The sequence below is a fragment of the Burkholderia sp. MR1-5-21 genome (genome assembly GCF_053427715.1).
Map to the genome: position 1 here is coordinate 124745 of NZ_JBSAXD010000012.1, position 20080 is coordinate 144824.

Annotated in this window: 13 protein-coding genes; 7 read left to right on the forward strand and 6 right to left on the reverse strand. The window is 67.3% G+C overall.

Translation table 11 applies throughout. The features are described from left to right. Positions 1-117: 117 nt before the first annotated feature. The 3 genes from ACV229_RS18140 to ACV229_RS18150 form a co-directional block, all read right to left on the reverse strand. On the reverse strand, positions 118-900 hold the full coding sequence (locus ACV229_RS18140) for a hypothetical protein (RefSeq protein ID WP_448084491.1): 783 nt from the start codon (positions 898-900) through the stop codon (positions 118-120). 78 nt (positions 901-978) lie between these two features. Then, on the reverse strand, positions 979-1395 hold the full coding sequence (locus ACV229_RS18145) for a hypothetical protein (protein ID WP_448084492.1): 417 nt from the start codon (positions 1393-1395) through the stop codon (positions 979-981). Between the two features lie 856 nt (positions 1396-2251). After that, positions 2252-3235, reverse strand: coding sequence for a LysR substrate-binding domain-containing protein (locus ACV229_RS18150; RefSeq protein ID WP_448084493.1), 984 nt, complete (start codon positions 3233-3235; stop codon positions 2252-2254). A gap of 840 nt (positions 3236-4075) precedes the next feature. On the opposite strand from ACV229_RS18150, the gene ACV229_RS18155 reads away from it, so the two are divergent. The 6 genes from ACV229_RS18155 (at position 4076) to ACV229_RS18180 (ending at position 15182) form a co-directional block, all read left to right on the forward strand. Continuing rightward, positions 4076-5491: a circularly permuted type 2 ATP-grasp protein gene (locus tag ACV229_RS18155; protein WP_448076713.1), complete on the forward strand. Its 1416-nt coding sequence runs from the start codon at positions 4076-4078 to the stop codon at positions 5489-5491. A gap of 68 nt (positions 5492-5559) precedes the next feature. Beyond that, positions 5560-6501, forward strand: a complete 942-nt coding sequence (locus ACV229_RS18160; RefSeq protein WP_448084494.1) for an alpha-E domain-containing protein — start codon at positions 5560-5562, stop codon at positions 6499-6501. Between the two features lie 8 nt (positions 6502-6509). Next, entirely contained in the window at positions 6510-7490 is a 981-nt protein-coding gene (locus ACV229_RS18165; RefSeq protein ID WP_448084495.1) for a transglutaminase family protein, read from the forward strand. 163 nt (positions 7491-7653) lie between these two features. After that, a complete protein-coding gene (locus ACV229_RS18170) occupies positions 7654-11079 on the forward strand; it encodes a transglutaminase family protein (protein ID WP_448084496.1) in 3426 nt (1141 codons plus the stop codon). Positions 11080-11463: 384 nt separating this feature from the next. Beyond that, the gene (locus tag ACV229_RS18175) at positions 11464-14100 is read left to right on the forward strand and encodes a circularly permuted type 2 ATP-grasp protein (protein WP_448084583.1); all 2637 of its coding nucleotides are present in this window, start codon (positions 11464-11466) and stop codon (positions 14098-14100) included. Further along, entirely contained in the window at positions 14094-15182 is a 1089-nt protein-coding gene (locus ACV229_RS18180) for a transglutaminase family protein (RefSeq protein ID WP_448084497.1), read from the forward strand. Before ACV229_RS18175 ends, ACV229_RS18180 begins: the two co-directional genes overlap by 7 nt. 231 nt (positions 15183-15413) lie before the next feature. Here the strand turns inward: ACV229_RS18180 and pip are convergent, their stop codons facing one another. Then, positions 15414-16346 (reverse strand): prolyl aminopeptidase, encoded by a 933-nt coding sequence (gene pip / locus ACV229_RS18185; RefSeq protein ID WP_448084498.1) that lies wholly within the window; start codon positions 16344-16346, stop codon positions 15414-15416. 320 nt (positions 16347-16666) lie between these two features. Here pip and ACV229_RS18190 point away from each other — a divergent pair, with 320 nt between their 5' ends. Then, a complete protein-coding gene (locus ACV229_RS18190; RefSeq protein ID WP_448084499.1) occupies positions 16667-17818 on the forward strand; it encodes an acyltransferase family protein in 1152 nt (383 codons plus the stop codon). A 163-nt stretch (positions 17819-17981) separates the two neighbouring features. Here ACV229_RS18190 and ACV229_RS18195 read toward each other — a convergent pair whose 3' ends face one another. Continuing rightward, complete coding sequence (locus tag ACV229_RS18195) at positions 17982-19187, reverse strand: acyltransferase family protein (protein ID WP_448084500.1); 1206 nt, start codon at positions 19185-19187, stop codon at positions 17982-17984. After that, on the reverse strand, positions 19184-20056 hold the full coding sequence (gene bla, locus ACV229_RS18200) for a class A beta-lactamase (RefSeq protein ID WP_448084501.1): 873 nt from the start codon (positions 20054-20056) through the stop codon (positions 19184-19186). Before bla ends, ACV229_RS18195 begins: the two co-directional genes overlap by 4 nt. Positions 20057-20080: the final 24 nt, after the last annotated feature.

Below are 20080 nucleotides of genomic sequence, written 5' to 3' on the forward strand. Positions count from 1 at the left end.
CTTGCGAACGTTGGCCACAGTGTGTCCTCCCTTCGAAACGGCTGAATCGGCCGTACCCCTGACACTGCGCCCGATCTCGCGCCGAGCTGCCCGATAACGGGTTCCCCCGATTGCGCTTCAAATTCCAGGCCGGTTCCGGATGGCCTGGCCGAGCAGCAGTTGCGATTCGCTATTGCCCGGATCCATGGCGAGCGCTCGGCTCGCGTTCTGCTCAACGCAATGCCATTGGTTGAGCACCGCGCACGATCGCGCTCTCGCGAGCGCGCGGGCGCTATCCAGCTCGGCGTGCGTGACGCTGGCCGTCTGCATGCGGCCCGTGCCGCCGATGGCCGGATGCCTCGACGCGATATCCATGTGCATGCGTGCGCCGGCCAGCTCGTGCGTCCGCAGTTGGCGATGCGGTTCGCCATAGGGTCGTTTGACGGATGCATAGGCCGGTGCGGGATGCGTGGCGTTGTCGACCATCGTCACGGACGGCGAATGACGGGGTCTGGCGTGCCTGGCGGCCGGGGCGTTCTGCGCAGCATTCGACCCGACACAAACGGTGGGCGTGGCCACGGGATCGGTGGTGGGCGCGGCTGCGGGATCGACGACGACCGTGACCGGCGACACCGTTGCGCGCGGCGGCGCTGCCTGCGCCGTGTTCGTCACGCGATCGGCAACGGGGCGGGGCGCCGCCGCGACGACCGATGGGTCGGCGGTCCCGCCTGCCGTGCCGATCACGCCCGATACTTCGTGCGCGGCGTTCGCATGCTCGCCTCCGGCATCTCGCCTGACGTGGGTAAACAGTCCGAAGATCACGGCAAAGGCAGCGAAGCTGAGCGCTGCATTCTTGCCCGGACCCCATCTCGATTTCGGTCGGCCGCTGGAGTGGGCGTCCGGTCGATTTGAACTGGTCATGCGTCGCTCCTCGATTCCAGGCCTGTCGTGCGCGTCGCGTGAATCCGTTCACGCGCGACAGGCAGCCGAGCAGAAGACTTACCACCGCATTTGCGTGTTCAACGTGCCTGTTTCGACGATTGCGAACTTCATGTCCCCCTGGTACGTCCCTTCGATCCGGTAGCTCGCATCGGGAACGCTGAACAGGCACCGCGACCCAGTGGCATTGAATTCAGCGAGGATGCGGCCGTGACGCCTCAGCCTCACTTGAACGTTCATCAGCGGCGCGCCGGTCTGGGCGGATGAGAACGACACTCCCAGGTTGTACGGACGTCCGTCGGCCGGGAGCGGCGCGGTCCCGTCGATCCGCGCATCGCCGCAAATGTATGAAATGACATATCGCTGCGTGCCGGGATCGGAAGCCGCCGTTTGTGCGATTGAAGCTGCACTTGCGCAAAATATCGATGCAGTAATGGCTGCAACTGGAAGCGCATGATTTTTAAACGAAGACGGCATAACGACCTCCGTTTGCAGTTGTTGGCAAGCATACATATCGGTCGGGAAAACGCAAATCAGATTCGCCGTTTTGCAACAGGTGTTATTCGTGCGTGGAGGATGGTGAATGGGCAGTCGCGGGTTTTATGAGGCTGGTGATTGTCGGAACATAATATTTAAATATGGATGCGGAAAAATTAATGCTGGAATAACGACTGACAAATAGAAGTTCTCCCGGGGCATGTCATTTCCTGCCGCAGGCGGAGGCCGAAGGTACGGCGCTTGAGCAGAATCGCCGCGCGATTCATATCGACGGTAACGACTGAAGATAGGGATATTGCCGTTGCGTGCGATGCGGCTTTGTAAGGGCGGGATGCAGGATGTGGAAATCGAATGATACTGTGCTGTAAGTCGTACCGATCATAACGACTGTTTAATGAATATTTTTCCTTGGCATTTTAAGTTTCGAGAAAATAGTGGCGGCATAAAATATTGCAGGTTTAAATGGGGTTGCTGTGTAATTCGAGCCCGCGATAGCGGCTGACAAATGGAATCTGTCTCAAGATGAGACAGGTAGGAGCCCTCCATTTTTACGCCGTATTACGCGCTTCAAGCTCCGCTTTTTGAATTGGTCGATTTTCGACTTCAGGCTGAAAACATTCTGGCTGACGGAATGTTTCATTTTCGATATTGGAACCGCGTCCATGTGAATTCCCGGAGTTCCCGATGACGGCGGTTGAAAGGACGGGGTGGCGACCCGATCGCCGCTCGACGGCGATCGGGTGTCGACGTTCGGCGATCACCTGGCGAAGGCGAGCGAACGTCGACGCGAGCCGCGCGTTGCTTCGGCGCCGCCGAGACAGCGCCCGTGGCCGCTTTACTGACCGCCGCCTGCGGCCCGGCGCGCAACCCGCATCGCCGGCAGCCGAGCCTGATCGGACGCCGCCGCGCCGCGTGGCCGATTCATGATGTAGGTCCACAGCTGTTCGGCCGCGAGCCCGCGCTTGCGCGCCGAACGGTACAGCCGGATCTCCAGTTCGGTGATCCAGTCGGCCGACCCCGCGCACACGAGGGTGCCTTCCGCGAGTTCCTTCGCGACACAACTTTCCGGTAGCCAGCCGATGCCGTGTCCCGCCACCACCATCCCTTTCAGTGCCTCGGACATGTGCGTCTCGAAACAGCGGTGCAGCGCGTACGGCTCGGCGGCATTCAGCAGCAGCATCTCGACCACGTTGCCGAGGAATGCCCCTGACGAATAGGCGAGCAGCGGCAACGGCTCGCCCGGCGTGCCGGGCAGCGCGAACACGGGCTTGCCTCGCGCGTCGGGCGTGGAAACGGGCAGGATCCGCTCGACGCCGAGGCTGGCGAACGGGAAGTGGTTCGGATCGAGCACGATCGGCAACTGCGGATGGTGATAGCCGAGCAGCAGGTCGCATTCACCCTCGACGAGCTGCTGCACGCCTTCCGGCACGTTCACCGCGTTGACGCGCGCGGTCACGTGGCCGACTTCGCCGTTGAGCTGCTTGAGCCATTCGGGGAACAGCGTGAAGACGAGGGTATGCGCGACCGCGAACCGCACGACCTGGTCGCTTGCGGCGAACTGGTCGTAGCCGTTCACGAGGTTGCGCGCCGCGTACATGCTGCGCAGGATGTCCGCGGCGAGCCCGCGGAACATCTGTCCGGCCGGGGTGAGCGCGACCGGCGTGATGCTGCGGTCGACGAGCTTCGCATCCATCCACGTCTCGAGCGCGGCAATTCGCCTGCTGAATGCCGACTGCGTCAGATGCCGGTGACGCGCCGCCCGGGAAAAGCTCTTGGTATCCGCGAGGCTCAGGAAATCTTCCAGCCACTTTGCTTCCATATTGGTCGTCGTCTTTTGTGGTCGGGCGCAGGGTTGTGCCGAGGCGCCGTTTTGCTGCACGAACTAGGGGTTTGTATCCATACGGAAACAAACCCTCTAGCCTACCGCGCCTCGTGCTGAGCATACCGATGTTTTTTTTCGATCGGTGTCAGTCGAAATATGCATGAGCGTTGTCGCCATAAATTCGGCTGCATAACGTTGGCATGCCGGACACGGCTAACCGGTTAGTTCAACTCGCGTCGGAACCCGCCGGCGATGCCGTGGACGGTACTTCCCCCCAGGGCTGGTGCGCCGTACGCGTGCCGGCCCGCCTATTTCGTGGACGACAGGCATCGCGATCGGGACACCGGGCCGTCCCGTCGCGGTGCATGCGTGCCGGGACGGCGGGTCGCCGACCGGTGCGTTCGCGCGCGCGCGGCATGTTGCGATGCGGAAACCGGGCGCGCGGGGCAGCCTGCTGCCGCGCGGGAACGGGCTGGCCGCGCTCCGGGATGGTGCGGGTGCAAAACGGATGCGGCGGCGGGAGGGGGCAGGATGCGGCGGCGCGTCACGATGCACGCGGCGGCGTGCACGCCGATCGCGAATGCTGCACTGCAGATTGCACATTCGTGACACGCGGGAGAACTATGTTTGACATGCGCGGCGCAACATCGGTGCGCGGACGCGGCGCACCGATGCCGCGAATCGTGTCGCGTGTTGCACCGTCGTGGTGCGGCGTGCCGCGGGAGCGTGCCGCGGCCGCGGCGAAATGGGGGAATGGCAAGGCATGGTCCTTGCTCGCAAGTCGTTACGCCGGTCCGGCATGCGCAATGCCGGGAAAAAACGATGGAGAACAAATCGATGAAGCCATTCGATGAAATGCTGCAATCCGGCGACATGGTCAGGGCGCCTTACGCGCGCCTGAAGCAGTGGCTCGACACGCAGAACCCTGCGAGCCTCGCCCAGAAAGCCCGCGACGCGGAGAACGTATTCCGCAAGACGGGCATCACGTTCGCCGTCTACGGCGACGCGGACGCCGCCGAGCGGCTGATCCCGTTCGACATCGTGCCGCGGATTATTTCCGGGCAGGAATGGAATCGGCTGTCGCTCGGCATCGAGCAGCGCGTGATGGCGCTCAATGCGTTCCTCGACGACATCTACCACCGCCAGGAAATCGTCCGCGCGGGGATCGTGCCGAAGCACCTGATCGCGCACAACGAAGCGTTCCTGCCGGAGATGATCGACTTCCGGCCGCCGGGAAACGTTTACACGCACATCATCGGCGTCGACATCGTGCGTACCGCCGAGAACCAGTTCTACGTGCTCGAGGACAACGCGCGCACGCCCTCCGGCGTGTCGTACATGCTGGAAAACCGCGAGACGATGATGCAGCTCTTTCCCGAGCTGTTCCAGCAGGTCAAGGTGCGGCCGGTCGAAACCTATCCGCAGATGCTGCGCCAGTCGCTCGCGGCCGTCTGTCCGCCGGGCGGCAACGCCGACAACCCGACCGTCGCCGTGCTGACGCCCGGCATCCACAATTCCGCGTACTACGAACATTCGTTCCTCGCCGACCAGATGGGCGTGCACCTCGTGGAGGGCAGCGACCTGCAGGTGATCGACGGCCGCGTCGCGATGCGCACGACCGAAGGCTTCCGGCCGATCGACGTGCTGTACCGCCGCGTCGACGACGCGTTCCTCGACCCGCTGACGTTCCGGCCCGACTCGGTGCTCGGCGTCGCGGGCATCATGGACGTCTACCGCGCGGGCAACATCACGATCGCGAACGCGCCCGGCACCGGGATCGCCGACGACAAGGCGATCTACTCGTACATGCCGGAGATCGTCGAGTTCTACACGGGCCGCAAGGCGATGCTCGAGAACGTGCCGACCTGGCGCTGCGGCGACGCGGACAGCCTCAAGTACGTGCTCGAACACCTCGACGAACTGGTCGTGAAGGAAGTGCACGGCTCGGGCGGCTACGGGATGCTCGTCGGGCCGTGCGCGTCGAAGGCGGAAATCGAGGCGTTCGCCGCGAAGCTGCGCGCGCGCCCGTCGAACTACATCGCGCAACCCACGCTGGCGTTGTCCACGACGCCAATCCTGACCGATGCCGGCCTCGCGCCGCGGCACGTCGACCTGCGGCCGTTCGTGCTGGTGTCGGACCGGATCCGCATCACGCCGGGCGGCCTGACGCGCGTTGCGCTGAAGGAGGGTTCGCTCGTCGTCAACTCGAGCCAGGGCGGCGGCACCAAGGACACCTGGGTGCTGGCCGACTGAGCGGAACAAGGCGACTGCGCGCGCGCGGCGCGCGCCGCGCGCGAAACGAACAACGACGGAGTGGACAGATGCTTCTTGGACGCACTGCGAGCGGTCTCTACTGGATGTACCGCTATATCGAGCGCACGGAGAACACCGCGCGCATTGTCGACGCCGGGCTGCGGATGGCGCTCACGCGCACGTCCGACGCGCCGGCCGAATGGTCGTCGGTGCTCGTCAGCTCGGGCGCGGACGACGGCTACCGGGAGAAATACGACGCGTACTCGGCCGACACCGTGACCGACTACCTGCTGCGCGACCGTGAAAACCCGTCGAGCGTGCTGTCGTGCATCGAGGCCGCGCGCTCGAACGCGCGGATGGTACGCACGGCGCTGACGCGGGAGGCGTGGGAGAGCGTGAACGGCGCGTGGCTGTCGCTGAAGCGCGCACTCGCGCAGCCCGTGCCGGAGAGCGACCTGCCGGCCGTGCTCGACCAGGTCAAGCGCGAGACCGCGCTGATCCTCGGCAGCTTCTACAGCACGATGCTGCGCAACGAGATCTTCGATTTCGCGCAGATCGGCGCGTTCGTCGAGCGGGCCGACAACACCGCGCGGATCCTCGACGTGAAGTACCACCTGCTGCTGCCGTCGGTCACGCACGTCGGCACGATCCTCGACAACTACCAGTGGGAAACGATCCTGCGCTGCGTCGCCGCGCACCGCTCGTACCGCTGGGTGTACGACGTGCAGTACAAGCCGATGAACATCGCGGACTACCTGATCCTCAACGGCCGGATGCCGCGGTCGCTGCGGTATTGCTACGGCCGTGTGGTGTCGAGCCTCAACCTGCTCGCGAAGGATTACGGCGTCACGCACCCGTGTCACGACACCGCCACGAAGATCCTGCAAATGTTGTCCGACACCAGCGTCGAACGGATCTTCAAGAGCGGCCTGCACGAATTCCTGACCGACTTCATCGGCCGCAACAACGTACTGGGGCTGGAAATCGCCCAGGCATACAACTTCGACTGAGACTTGCCATGCGACTCGCCATCCGACACATCTCGCGTTATCAGTTCGACGATCAGGTCACCCATGTGCTGCAGCGCCTGCGGCTGCGCCCGCAATCGGGGCCCGGCCAGACGGTGCGTGCGTGGCAGGTCACGATCGACGGCGTCGAGCCGACGCTGTCCTACGCGGACGGCCTCGGCAACCGCATCGACCTCGTGCGGCACGACCGCGGCGCGAAGCCGGAAATCGTGATCGTCGCGGCGGGCGTCGTCGAGACGCAGGACCGCGCGGGCATTCTGGGCCAGACCGAAGGCTATGCGCCGCCGTGGATCTTCGAGCGCGAGACCGCGCTCACGAAAGCGGGCGACACGGTGCGCGCGCTCGCCGACGCGCTGCCGATCGAGCAGCGCAGCCTCGACGCGCTGCACTGGCTGATGACCGAAGTGCATGGCCGCATCGCCTATGCACCGAACGCGCCGGACGCGCCCGTCGACGCGGAAACCGCGCTGCAGAGCGGCGAGGGTACCAGCCGCGATCACGCGCACGCGTTCATCGCGGCCGCGCGGGTGCTGAAGATCCCGGCGCGCTACATCTCCGGCTACGTGCTCGCCGATAGCGCGATGCAGCGGATTGCCGACGCGAAACAGCAGTCGGGCGGCGCGCAGGAGGAAGCGGTCGCGCTGCAGAGCGGCGACGGGATGCTGCAGGCGCTCGGCGCATCGCACACGTCGCAGGCATCGCAATCGCAGGGCATGCCGCAGCCGGCGCTCGGTGCGCAGCAGCAGGCGGCCACGCTGATGCAGCCGCCAGCCGGCCATGCGTGGGCGGAGGCGTATGTCGAAGGGCTCGGCTGGGTCGGCTTCGATCCGTTCATGAACCGCTGCCCGGACGAGCGCTACGTGCGCATCGCGATCGGCCTCGACTCCCACGACGCGCAGCCGGTGACGGGCCCCGGCACGAAGGCGCTGGGCGTCGAAATCAGCGTCGTGCAGTCGCCGGAGCTGGTGTGACGCGCATCGACAGCGGCCGTGCTTGCCGCAATGCAGGTGCGCTGCCGATGCCGACCGACCCCGGCCGAACCGGCCGTGCCCGCTGTGCCCACCGTGTCATGTGGCCGCGCCCGAACCGGCGCGGCGCGCCGTCCCGACCCAACCTGAACCGAGCGGCTTAGCCATGCCCATTCACGTCGCGCTGCACCACACCACCCGTTACCGTTACGACCGGCTCGTCAATCTCGGCCCGCAGGTCGTGCGGCTGCGTCCCGCGCCGCACTGCCGGACGCCGATCGTCTCGTATTCGATGACCGTCTGGCCCGCGCAGCACTTCATCAACTGGCAGCAGGATCCGTTCGCGAACTACCTCGCGCGGCTCGTGTTTCCGGAGCGCACGCGCCACTTCGAGATCACGGTCGACCTCGTCGCCGAGATGTCGGTCTACAACCCGTTCGACTTCTTCCTCGAGAGCAGCGCCGAGCAGTACCCGTTCCAGTACGACGACGCGTTGCTGAAGGAACTGGCGCCGTATCTCGCGTGCGATCCGCAGACCAGCGCGTCGCCCGCGTTCCGCGCGTATCTCGACGGCGTCGACCGCACGCCCGCCGGCACCGTGAACTTCCTCGTCGCGCTGAACCAGCGGTTGCAGCGCGACATCGGCTATCTCGTGCGGATGGAGCCGGGCGTGCAGACGCCCGAAGAGACGCTCGAGCGAGCGTCGGGCTCGTGCCGCGACAGCGGCTGGCTCCTCGTGCAGCTGTGCCGGCATCTGGGCATCGCGGCGCGCTTCGTGTCCGGCTACCTGATCCAGCTCACGCCGGACGTGAAAGCGCTCGACGGCCCGAGCGGCACGGCGGTCGACTTCACCGACCTGCACGCGTGGTGCGAGGTCTACCTGCCGGGCGCGGGCTGGATCGGCTTCGACCCGACGTCGGGCCTGCTCGCCGGCGAAGGGCATATTCCGCTCGCGTGCGCGCCGCAGCCGACCAGCGCGGCGCCGATCGAGGGGCTGATCGACGAATGCGAGGTCGAGTTCGAGCACGAGATGACGGTCACGCGCGTGTACGAGTCGCCGCGCGTGACGAAGCCGTATACCGACGCGCAATGGGGCGCGGTGCGCGCGCTCGGCGCGCAGGTCGACGCCGAGCTGACGGCCGGCGACGTGCGGCTCACGCAGGGCGGCGAGCCGACCTTCGTGTCGATCGACGACCGCGACGGCGCGGAGTGGAACACCGACGCGCTCGGCCCGACCAAGCGCGGCTATGCGACCGAGCTCGTGCAGCGGCTGCGCGCGGAATACGGCGAAGGCGGCTTCCTGCATTTCGGGCAGGGCAAGTGGTATCCGGGTGAACAGCTGCCGCGCTGGGCGCTGTCGATCTTCTGGCGTGCGGACGGACAGCCGGTCTGGCGCGATCCGTCGCTGTTCGCGGACGAGCGTGAGCCGTCGGCGCATGCGACCGACGACGCGAAGCGCTTCATCGACGCGCTGGCCGCGCGCCTGAACCTGAGCGGCGAATTCATCCGGCCCGGTTACGAAGACGTCTGGTACTACCTGTGGCGCGAGCGCCGGCTGCCGGTCAACGTCGATCCGTTCGACTCGCGGCTCGACGACGAACTGGAGCGCGCGCGGCTGCGCAAGGTGTTCGACCAGAAGCTCGACAGCGTGGTCGGCTACGTGCTGCCGCTCAAGCGCACGGACGATGCGCCGGACCTCGACGGCCCGCGCTGGCAGACTGGCCCGTGGTTCTTCCGCGACGAGCGCATGTACCTCATGCCCGGCGATTCGCCGATGGGCTACCGGCTGCCGCTCGACTCGCTGCCGTGGGCCAGCAGCGGCGACTATCCGTACCTGATCGAGCGCGATTCGTTTGCGCCGCGCGAACCGTTGCCGGACGCCGGCGCGTTCCGCGCACGCTACGCCGCGGCAGGCGATGCGCCGGGCTATCTGGCCGGCGTGCGCCGCGAGGCGGCCGCGCAGACCGTGATGCAGTTGCGCGAAGGTGGCACAGCGGGCGGGACGGCGGCCGGCGGGCCCCGTGCCGCCCAGGACACGACACGTCAGCCCGAACGCTTCGAATCGGCTGCGTGGATCACGCGCACCGCGCTGTGTGTCGAAGTGCGCAACGGCATCCTGTACGTGTTCATGCCGCCGCTCGCCGCGCTCGAAGACTATCTCGACCTGCTGAATGCGATCGAGCTGACCGCAAGCGCGCTCGGCGTAAAGCTCGTGCTCGAAGGCTACCCGCCGCCGCGCGACGCGCGCCTGAAGCTGCTTCAGGTGACGCCGGACCCGGGCGTGATCGAGGTCAACATTCATCCGGCGCACAGTTTCGACGAGCTCGTCGGCCACACTGAATTCCTGTACGACGCGGCGTGGCAGTCGCGGCTCTCCAGCGAGAAGTTCATGGTCGACGGCCGCCATGTCGGCACGGGCGGCGGCAACCACTTCGTGCTTGGCGGCGCGACGCCGGCCGACAGCCCGTTCCTGCGCCGCCCGGACCTGCTTGCGAGCCTGATCGCTTACTGGCACAACCATCCGTCGCTGTCGTACCTGTTCTCGGGGCTCTTCATCGGCCCGACGAGCCAGGCGCCGCGTGTCGACGAGGCGCGCAACGACCAGCTCTACGAACTTGACATCGCGTTCGCGGAGATCCAGCGCAACAAGCTGCTGTTTGGGCAGGACATGCCGCCGTGGCTCGTCGATCGCGTGCTGCGCAACCTGCTGATCGACGTGACGGGCAACACGCACCGCAGCGAGTTCTGCATCGACAAGCTGTATTCGCCCGATTCGTCGACCGGCCGGCTCGGGCTGCTCGAACTGCGCGCGTTCGAGATGCCGCCGCACGCGCGGATGAGCGTCGTCCAGCAATTGCTGCTGCGCGCGCTGATCGCGCGTTTCTGGGCGGCGCCGTACACGACGCCGCTCACGCGCTGGGGCACCGCGTTGCATGACCGCTTCATGCTGCCGACGTTCCTGAAGATGGATTTCGACGACGTGCTGACCGAGCTGCGCGACGCCGGCTTCGATTTCGACCCGGCGTGGTTCGCACCGCATTTCGAGTTCCGCTTCCCGCTGTTCGGGCAGATCGCGGTGAACGGGATGCAGCTCACGCTGCGCGGCGCGCTGGAGCCGTGGCACGTGATGGGCGAGGAGGGCGCGGCCGGCCGCACGGTGCGCTACGTCGACTCGTCGGTCGAACGGCTCGAAGTGCGCGTGACGGGCCTGAACGACAACCGGTACGTCGTGAGCGTCAACGGCCGCGCGCTGCCGCTGCAGCCGACCGGCACCGCCGGCGAGTACGTCGCGGGCGTGCGCTACAAGGCGTGGTCGCCGCCGTCCGCGCTGCATCCGACGATCGGCGTGCATGCGCCGCTGACGTTCGATATCGTCGATACGTGGATGCAGCGCTCGCTCGGCGGCTGCCGGTATTACGTCGCGCACCCGGGCGGGCGCAACTACGCGACGTTCCCGGTCAACGCGTACGAGGCCGAGAGCCGGCGGCTTGCACGGTTCGTTGCGATGGGCCATACGGCGGGCCGGATGGATGTCGCGGCGGGCGTGCCGAGCCGCGAGTTTCCGTTCACGCTGGACCTGCGTCGGCCCTGAGCGCGGCGGGAATGAGGAGGCGTACGACGATGCGCGGGCGGCAACGACGCGAACGCGGGCTGCCTGATCGCGGCACGGTCGATCGCGCCCGGCGGGGATGCGGCCCGGCCTGTCGCGGCTCAGCCTGTCGCGGCTCAGCCTGTCCCGGCACGGCCTGTCGCGGCATGGCTTGTCGAGGCACGGCCTGTCGCGGCACGGCTTGTCGAGCCACGGCCTGTCACCGCCCAGCCCGTCCCGGCCCGACCGGAATGTTAGGATGCCGGCTGTTTGCGGCCGTGCGCCGCGCACATGAAGGGCGGCGCGCACGCGCGACCGCCCGCTGACTCACGACGGACCGACACCGTGCCGCCCATCCACCCCGACGATCTCGCCGCCACCGACGCGATGCCTACGCTCTTCGATACCGGATCGCAGCCGGACGCCGCCGAGCTGGCCGCCGCGCTCGCCGCGCCGGCGGCCGCCGGCCGCTACGACGAACTGCGCGGCAGCGCGGCGGGCCTGCAGGCGCCATCGCTGGCGCCCGCGTGGCGCGACTTCTTCACGGCGATCGGCAGCGACGGCGTCGCCGATCTCGACCGCCGCGCGGACGCGCTGCAGCGGCGCATGCGCGAGAACGGCCTGTTCTACCAGCTGCACGAGCAGCGCGCCGGCGACGGCGCGACGGGCCCGTGGTCGCTGGACCTGCTGCCGCTGATCGTCACGCCGCAGGACTGGGCGGCGATCGAGCGCGGCGTGCTGCAGCGCGTGCGGCTGCTGAACATGATGATGGCGGACCTGTACGGGCCGCAGACGATCCTGCAGCGCGGGCTCTTGCCGCCCGCGCTTGTCACCGGACATCCGGGCTATATGCGCGCGATGCGCGGCGCGCGGGTGCCGGGCGATACGTGGCTGCACGTCGTCGCGTTCGACCTCGCGCGCGGGCCCGACGGCCAATGGCGGATGATCGCGCATCACACGCAGGGCCCGTCCGGGCTCGGCTACCTGCTGGAAAACCGCCTGATCGTGTCGCGCCTGTTTCCGCGCGGCTTCCGCGGGCTGCGTGTGCAGCGGCTCGCGGCGAGCTACCGCGCGCTGCTGCAGAGCATGCAGGCGCTGAGCCCGGCGCGGAAGAACTCGCGGATCGTGCTGCTGACGCCGGGGCCGCACAGCGCGACGTATTTCGAGCATGCGTATCTCGCGCGCTACCTCGGCCTGACGCTGGTCGAAGGCGGCGACCTGACCGCGCGCGACAACCGCGTGTTCCTGAAGACATTGCGCGGGCTCGAGCCCGTGCACGGGATCCTGCGGCGCGTCGACGACGCATGGCTCGATCCGCTCGAATTGCGGCCCGATTCGCTGCTCGGCGTGCCGGGGCTGCTGCAGGCCGTGCGCGCGGGCAACGTGCTGCTCGCGAATGCGCCGGGTTCGGGCTTCCTCGAATCGCCGGGCATGCTCGGCTTCCTGCCGCGTCTCGCGGAAAGCCTGCTCGGCGAAACGCTGACGCTGCCGGCCGTGCATTCGTGGTGGTGCGGCGAGGCGGCCGCATGCAACGACGCGCTGCCGCAGCTCGCGCGCTGCATCGTGAAGCCGGCTTTCCCGCCGGACGTGCAGGCGGGCGGCGGCTTCGAGCCGGTGATCGGCGCGCGGCTCACGCACGCGCAGCTCGCCGAATGGCGTGCGCGGATTCTTGCGCAGCCCGCGCATTACACGGTGCAGGCCGATCTGCCGCTGTCGCAGGCGCCGACTTGGCCGGGCGGGGGCGAGCCGAACGGCAACGAGAACGGCCACGGCCAGCGCTACGGCAACGGCGGCGCCCGGATCGTGCCGAAGCCGCTGCTGCTGCGCGTGTTTGCGCTGGCCGATGGCGAGGCGCGCTGGCGCGTGCTGCCGGGCGGACTGTCGCGGGTCGGCACGCGCGACGTGCTGTTCAACGCGCCGATGCCGCGCGGTGGAAGCACCGTCGATACGTGGGTGATGACGGAAGGCTTCGTCGATCAGACGACGCTGCTGCAGACCCACCTCGGCCCCGACGACCTGACCGCGCGCCCGCGCGCGATCGCGAGCCGCGCGGCGGAGAACCTGTTCTGGCTCGGCCGCTACACCGAGCGCGCGACCAACCTGATGCGGCTCGCGCGCGCGGCGCTCGAGCGGCTGCGCGGCGAGGACGATGCGGACAGTCCGGCGCATCTGGAGCTGCTCGACACGCTGTGTCGCGACACGGGGTTGATTGCGGCCGATATGCCGAGCGCGGTCGATGCGCCGCGCGCATTCCAGCTTGCGCTTGCCGCATCGCTGACGCGTGGCGCGGATCGCGCGTCGGGCATCGCGTCGTGCCTGTTCGGGATGCGCGGCGCGGCGGCCGCGATCCGCGAGCGTCTGTCGCGCGAGCAATGGCGGCTGATCGACGACGCGACGCAGCTGTTTGTAGACAGCGCCGGCCATCCCGAAACGGAGGAGCAGCTCGGCAACGAAGCGCTGCAGCTGCTCGAACGGCTCGGGCTGCTGCTCGGCGCGATCACCGGCGCGCAGACCGACAACATGACGCGCGACGACGGCTGGCGGCTGCTGTCGATCGGCAGGCAGATCGACCGGCTGGATTTTCTGTGCAGCGTGCTGCGGTTCGCGTTCGAGGAGGGCGCGGTGCACAAGCAGGACGGCTTCGAGCTGGTGCTCGAACTGTTCGACAGCGCGATCACGTTCCGTTCGCGCTACCAGCGCTGCTTCGACGTCGCGCCGTTGCTGTCGCTCGTCGTGCTCGACACCGACAATCCGCGCTCGCTCGCGTGGGTCGTGCAGGCGATGGGCGGACGTTTGACCAAGGTCGAGCGCAGCGAAGGCTATGCGTTGTCCGAATTGGCCGACGTGATTCCCGATGTGCCGGGCTGGTCGCTGCACGAGCTGTGCGAAACCGGCGACGACGGCCGCCACGCCTTGCTGCTCGACCGGCTGCAGACGACGGTGAAGGCCGTGTGGGAACTGTCGAACCGGATCGGCGAACGCTATTTCAGCCACGTGCGCGAGGCGGGCAGGACGCTATGGTGACGACGAAGTCCGCGGCGAAGGCGCCGCCGGCCGCCGGCGCGCGGCGTAAGGAGGAGGCTCCGGATGGGCCGAATTCGCCGGACAAGGCTGCATCGGCGAGGTCGGCGACATCGACCGCCGCTGCAGCGGGCCGGCTGTTGCGCGTCACGCACGACACCGAATACCGCTACGCGGCGCGGGTCGAATCCGCGCAGCACCAGGCACGCCTGACGCCGCTTTCGACGCCGCGCCAGCAGGTGCTGTCGTTCGCGCTCGAGATCGCGCCCGCGCCGGAAAAAGTCTGCACGGAGACCGACGCGTTCGGCAACGCGCGCGCATCGTTCGCGCTGAACCAGCCGCACGACGCGCTGTTCGTGCGCAGCCAGAGCGTCGTGCGCGTGGCGCAGCCCGTCTGGTCGGCCGGCGTGCGCGGCGCGCCGCCGCCCGCGATCGCGCAGCCGGATGCCGCTCACGCGAGTGCGTGGGAAGCGGTGCGCGAGCGCTTCCGTTTTCATGCGGGGCAGCCGTACGACGCGGCGAGCGAATTCGTGTTCGCGTCGCCGCACGTCGCGTGTGCGCCGGAGCTGGCCGCGTATGCGGCGGCCAGCTTCACGCCCGGCCGGCCGCTCGTGCAAGCCGCGTGGGAGCTGATGCGGCGGATCCATGCGGAATTCGCGTATACGCCGAACAGCACCGACATCTCGACCACGGCGCTCGATGCGCTGGCGTTGCGCAAGGGGGTCTGCCAGGACTTCGCGCACGTGATGATCGGCGCGCTGCGCTCGCTCGGGCTGGCGGCGCGCTACGTGAGCGGCTACCTGCTGACGCAGCCGCCGCCGGGGCAGCCGCGCCTGATCGGCGCGGACGCGTCGCATGCGTGGGTCGAGGTGTACGACCCGGCGTGGCCGGAGGACGGCGGCTGGCTGCAGCTCGACCCGACCAACGACCGCGCGCCGGGCGACGACTACGTGATGCTGTCGATCGGGCGCGACTACGCGGATGTCACGCCGCTGCGCGGCGTGATTCGCGGCGGCGGAGCCGATCAGGAGCTGAAGGTCGGGGTGACGGTGGAGCCGCTGGAAGAGGCGGGCGGCGACGCATAACGGGGCAATCGCGCCTGTCGGCTTCACCGATCGAGAAGGGTTCGGCGGGCGGGGCGGTACCGGAGCGTCGCAGGCTGGCATCGCCAATATTGCAGCTTTTTCGTGCGCGGAAAGCCAGAATATTGGCACTTTGCCTGTATACCGACGAGGGCCCGGATGAGAGGCGAATGCGTGACCCCGTGTTGCGCCGGGATCCGAGGCCCCGCATCATTGCGCGCATATCCGCCGGCGCTACGCCGCGAACCGGTCCGTCGCCGCGATCAGCGCTTTCAGAATCCCCGGCTCGTTATACGCATGCCCGGCATCCGGCACGATCTCGAGCGTCGCGTTCGGCCAGGCTTTCGACAGGTCCCACGCGGTGCGGGCGGGCGTTGCGACGTCGTAGCGTCCCTGGACGATCACGCCGGGAATCCCGGCGAGCCGATGCGCGTCGCGCAGCAGCTGGCCTTCGTCGACGAAGCCTTCGTTGACGAAATAGTGGTTTTCGATCCGCGCGAACGCGAGCGCGAAATGCCCGTCGCCGAAGTGTTCCGCGAGCGCCGCGTCGGGCAGCAGCGTGATCGTGCGGCCTTCCCACCGGCTCCACGCGCGCGCGGCTTCGAGCTTCGCGGCTTCGTCGTCACCCGTCAGGCGGCGATGGTACGCGGCCATCAGGTCGCCGCGCTCGTTCTCCGGAATCGGCGCGAGGAATTCATCCCACAGATCGGGAAACAGCCACGACGCGCCCTCCTGGTAGTACCACAGCAGTTCCGCGCGGCGCAGCGTGAAGATGCCGCGCACGATCAGCGCGCTCACGCGGTCCGGGTGCGTTTCCGCATAGGCGAGCGACAGGGCGCTGCCCCACGAGCCGCCGAACACCAGCCACTGCTCGGCGCCGACCATCTCGCGCAGCCGCTCGATGTCGGCGACGAGATCCCAGGTCGTGTTGTTGTCGAGGCTCGCGTACGGCGTCGAGCGGCCGCAGCCGCGCTGGTCGAACAGCAGGATGTCGTAGCGCTCGGGGTCGAACAGGCGGCGATGCTCGGGGCTGCAGCCGCCACCCGGGCCGCCGTGCAGGAACACGGCCGGCTTGCCGGCAGGGTTGCCGCAGCGCTCCCAGTACACCTGGTGGCCGTCGCCGGTGTCGAGATAGCCGTGCGCGTAGGGTTCGATCGGTGGGTACATGACGTTTCCCGGATTGACAGGTCGACAGGATTCCGGCCGGGCGCGTCGCACGCGATCCACACGGGAAGCGGGATCGCGCGGCTGCCGGCGCGATGGCGCCGGGCCGTTCGCGGCCGGAGGCAAGCCGTCATTATGCCGCCCGAATCGGGGTAATACATGCCGGCCGCTGCCTACGGAAATTCACCGCTCGAATTCGCGGCGGATTTTTTTGGCAATTTCATTTCGATATTTTTTGTGGAGACTAATGGCGGCATTCGGCACGCCATTCGGAAACACCAATCAATAACCCGGCTACTCGCCATTCCGACGGAAACCAGTCCATGAAACATCGCGTGATGCAGCTTACCGGGTTGCGCGCCGTCGCGGTGGCGATGGTCGTCGTCGGGCATGCCGAGCACGTGGTTCCCGGTGGCTACACAGGCTGGCTCGTGCCGCTGCGCCTGATTGCAGACGGCCGGCTCGGCGTGCTGATCTTCTTCGTTCTCAGCGGCTTCCTGATCACCAACGTGCTGCAAGCCGAGCTGAAGCGCACGGGCGACATCGCGCTGACGCCGTTCTATGTCCGGCGCGCGTTGCGGATCTGGCCGGCGTGCTACGTCTATCTCGCGGCGGTCGCAATCCTGGCCGCGGCGGGGTGGATCGACGTCGACCGCCGCCAGTGGCTGTATGCGGCGCTGCATTTGTGGAACTACTCCGCATGGTTCGGGCTGACGCCCGACAATGCGCTGCATGCCGACGGCGCGTGGTATCTCGGCCATTTCTGGTCGCTTGCGCTCGAAGAGCAGTTCTACTGGTTCTGGCCGCTGCTGTTCCTTTACCCCGTCCGCCGCTTCGGCACACGCTGGCTCGCGGCGCTGATCCTGATCGTGCCGCTGGTGCGGGCCGGCACCTACTTCGTCGCGCCGGCCCTGCGCGGCCAGCTCGGCATGATGTTCCATACGGGCATCGATCCGATCCTGATCGGCTGTTTCGCCGCGCTCAACCAGGAGCGGCTGGACGCGTGGATCCGGTCGTGGCCCGGCGAGTCCCGCATCGTGACGGCGATCATCGGCGTGGTGCTGTTCGTGATGCCGGTGGCCGAGTCGAAACTCGGCGGGCTCTGGAATGCGACTTACGGCGTCACGCTCGAAGCCGCGTTGATCGGCATCGTGATCGTCGTGCTGAATTTCCGCAGCGATTTCTGGTGCGCGCGATTGCTGAGAATGAAACCGCTGGTATTTGTCGGCACGATTTCATTCAGCCTTTATCTGTGGCAACAGCCGTTTGCCAATCCGCACCTGCCAATCGAGCATGATTTTCCGCTCGGCATTCTGTGGGCGCTGGCGGCCGCGACGGCCAGTTACTTCTTCATCGAGAAGCCGTTCCTGCGGCTCAAGGATCGCTATGCGGTGCGCATGGAGCGGTCGTCGCGGAACGACGCGCGGCTGATGCCGTCGGCGTCCGAGTGCATTGGCGCGAAAGTGGCCGAGTAGAGCGGGGCTGGCGGTCGATCACAGTGACGTCACGCACGCGAGCCGTGCAACGATGAGGCTCGCGTCCGGCCGCAACCCGATATTCGAGGTCGCGATTGCAGCGGCCACCCCGTGACCGGAACCGGACGCACAGACGGCGCGCGCCGGTTCGCCAGCATCCCTGTCACGCTTCGGGATCGGGGGCTTTCGATCCGTCCCGGTCCCACTCGCGGCGCGGGGGCTTCGCGCGTCCGTTTCCCGACGTGGAAAGCCGCGGAACCAGCCATTGTCGCAAGTTGCGATTCAACGGCTCCGAATAGCGTCGCGCGATCGCCGCGCTCAACCCGGCGCAAAGCAGCAGATAGCCGGCCAGGAGCGCCAGCTTCTCGTCTCCCGCCACGTCCGGCCGAGGAAAGATCGTGCGCGACAGGCCGAGCACGATGAGGTGGAACAGATAGAGCTCGTAGCTCAGTCTGCCGAACCATTCGAACAACGCCGATACGTGTGTGCGTCGAAACAGGGGCTCGGCCGGACGGTCATGCGCGGCCAGCAGCAGGGCCGCCGTTCCGAGGGCCATTGCCGTGACGCCCAGCACATTGCTGTCCCCGATCGGCCGATACAGATAGACGAACGTCATCGCGGCGGCCGCAAGCAAGGGCAGCACGGTTCGCGTGCGGCCGCGCCACGCGATCCGCTTCGCGAGCAACGCCGTGCAGCACCCGATCGCGATCGCATCGAAGCACGCGAAGTACGCATAGAGAAAGTCGCCTTCGTCGTCTTGATGGACGAACCGGTACACAGGGCCGACGACAATGAGCGCGGACCAGAACACCAGCAGCCGTGACTCCTGCCGAAGCACAAGGCAAAGCAACGGGAACGACAGGTAAAACACCTCCTCGACCGAAAGGGACCACAGCACGCCCAGCGGATAGTTGATCCACCCGTGCGCGCCGATGAGCACATTCATCCAGAAGGTCAGGGATGCGAGATTCACCAGCCAGAAGGAAACGGGCGTGCCGGCCGGCGCGTGATTCTGGAAGATCGCGATACCGGCTGCCGCGAGCGCATTGACGGCGACCAGCAGCAGGAGCAGGCACGGGACGATGCGCGCGACACGCAAGCCGTAGAACGCCCGGGCGTCGATGTTGCCGAGCCCGGACCAGCGCCGGTCGGCGTGCGTGGTGATCAGATAGCCCGAGATGACGAAGAACATCGTCACGCCGTAGTTGCCGTTTCGGGCGACGGCGTGCACGGCTTCCCATCCGAACGCGCGTGCGAGCGACGTGTCGTCCAGCCGGTACGCGATATTGAAGTGGTGAAACAGCACGAGGAGGATCGAGATTCCCCGGATCAGGTCGATCCTCCGGTTGCGGATGTCGGCGCTCGTCATGCGACGTCCGTCGCCCATTTCACGAACGCCGTTCCGGCCTCGCGCAACACGGCCTCGCGCGCATCCATGCTGACGCCCGGCGCATCGTAGTACGTGGCGACGAGCAACGGCGCGCGGCCGGGCGGACGCACGAGTGCGTAGTCGTTGGTTGCGCGTTGCACGCTCGTTCCGGGCCGGTCTGCCGCCTGCCAGCCGGCGGGCAATACGGCGCGCAGCCGGTTAAGTCCGGGCTTGCAGTCGATCATCCCGCGTTCCAGCCGTTCGCGAGACGCCGGGCTCAGCACGTTGCCCAGCAGCATGCTGCGGGCGACTGTCGCGATGGCTCGCGGAGTCGTCGTGTCGAGCACGCCGTCATCGTTGTTCGAGTCGGGTTCGTACCGGTCCGATCGGGTCATGGTATCGCCAAGCCCGCGCACGAACCGGGTCAATCCTGCAGGGCCGCCGGCGCTTCTCATCAACAGAATGGCGGCCCCGTTGTCGCTGTATTCCAGCATCGCATCGCAGAGCGCCTCCACCGACATCGCTCCACGCGCGACGTTGGCCTTGGTCACGGGAGACGTGAAGGTGAGGTCTTTCTCCGTATAGCGCACCAGGCGGTCCAGCTGCTCGTCGCCGGCATCGACGCGCGCGAGCACCTGCGCCGCGAGTAACCCCTTGAACGTGCTGCACATCAGGAAGCGTTCGTCGGCGCGGTGGCTGAGCGTACGCCCCGAACCCGTATCGACGGCAAACACGCCGAGGCGCCCGCCATTGCGGCGTTCGATGTCGGCGAGCGGCGATTCGGCCGCGCGCAGCGTGGGCGCAGCGCCCATGCCGACGAGGAAGGGCAATCCGATGATCAGGTTTCGACGCGTGATCGAGTGAGTCACAGAAGGGTCCTTGGGTTTGGTTTT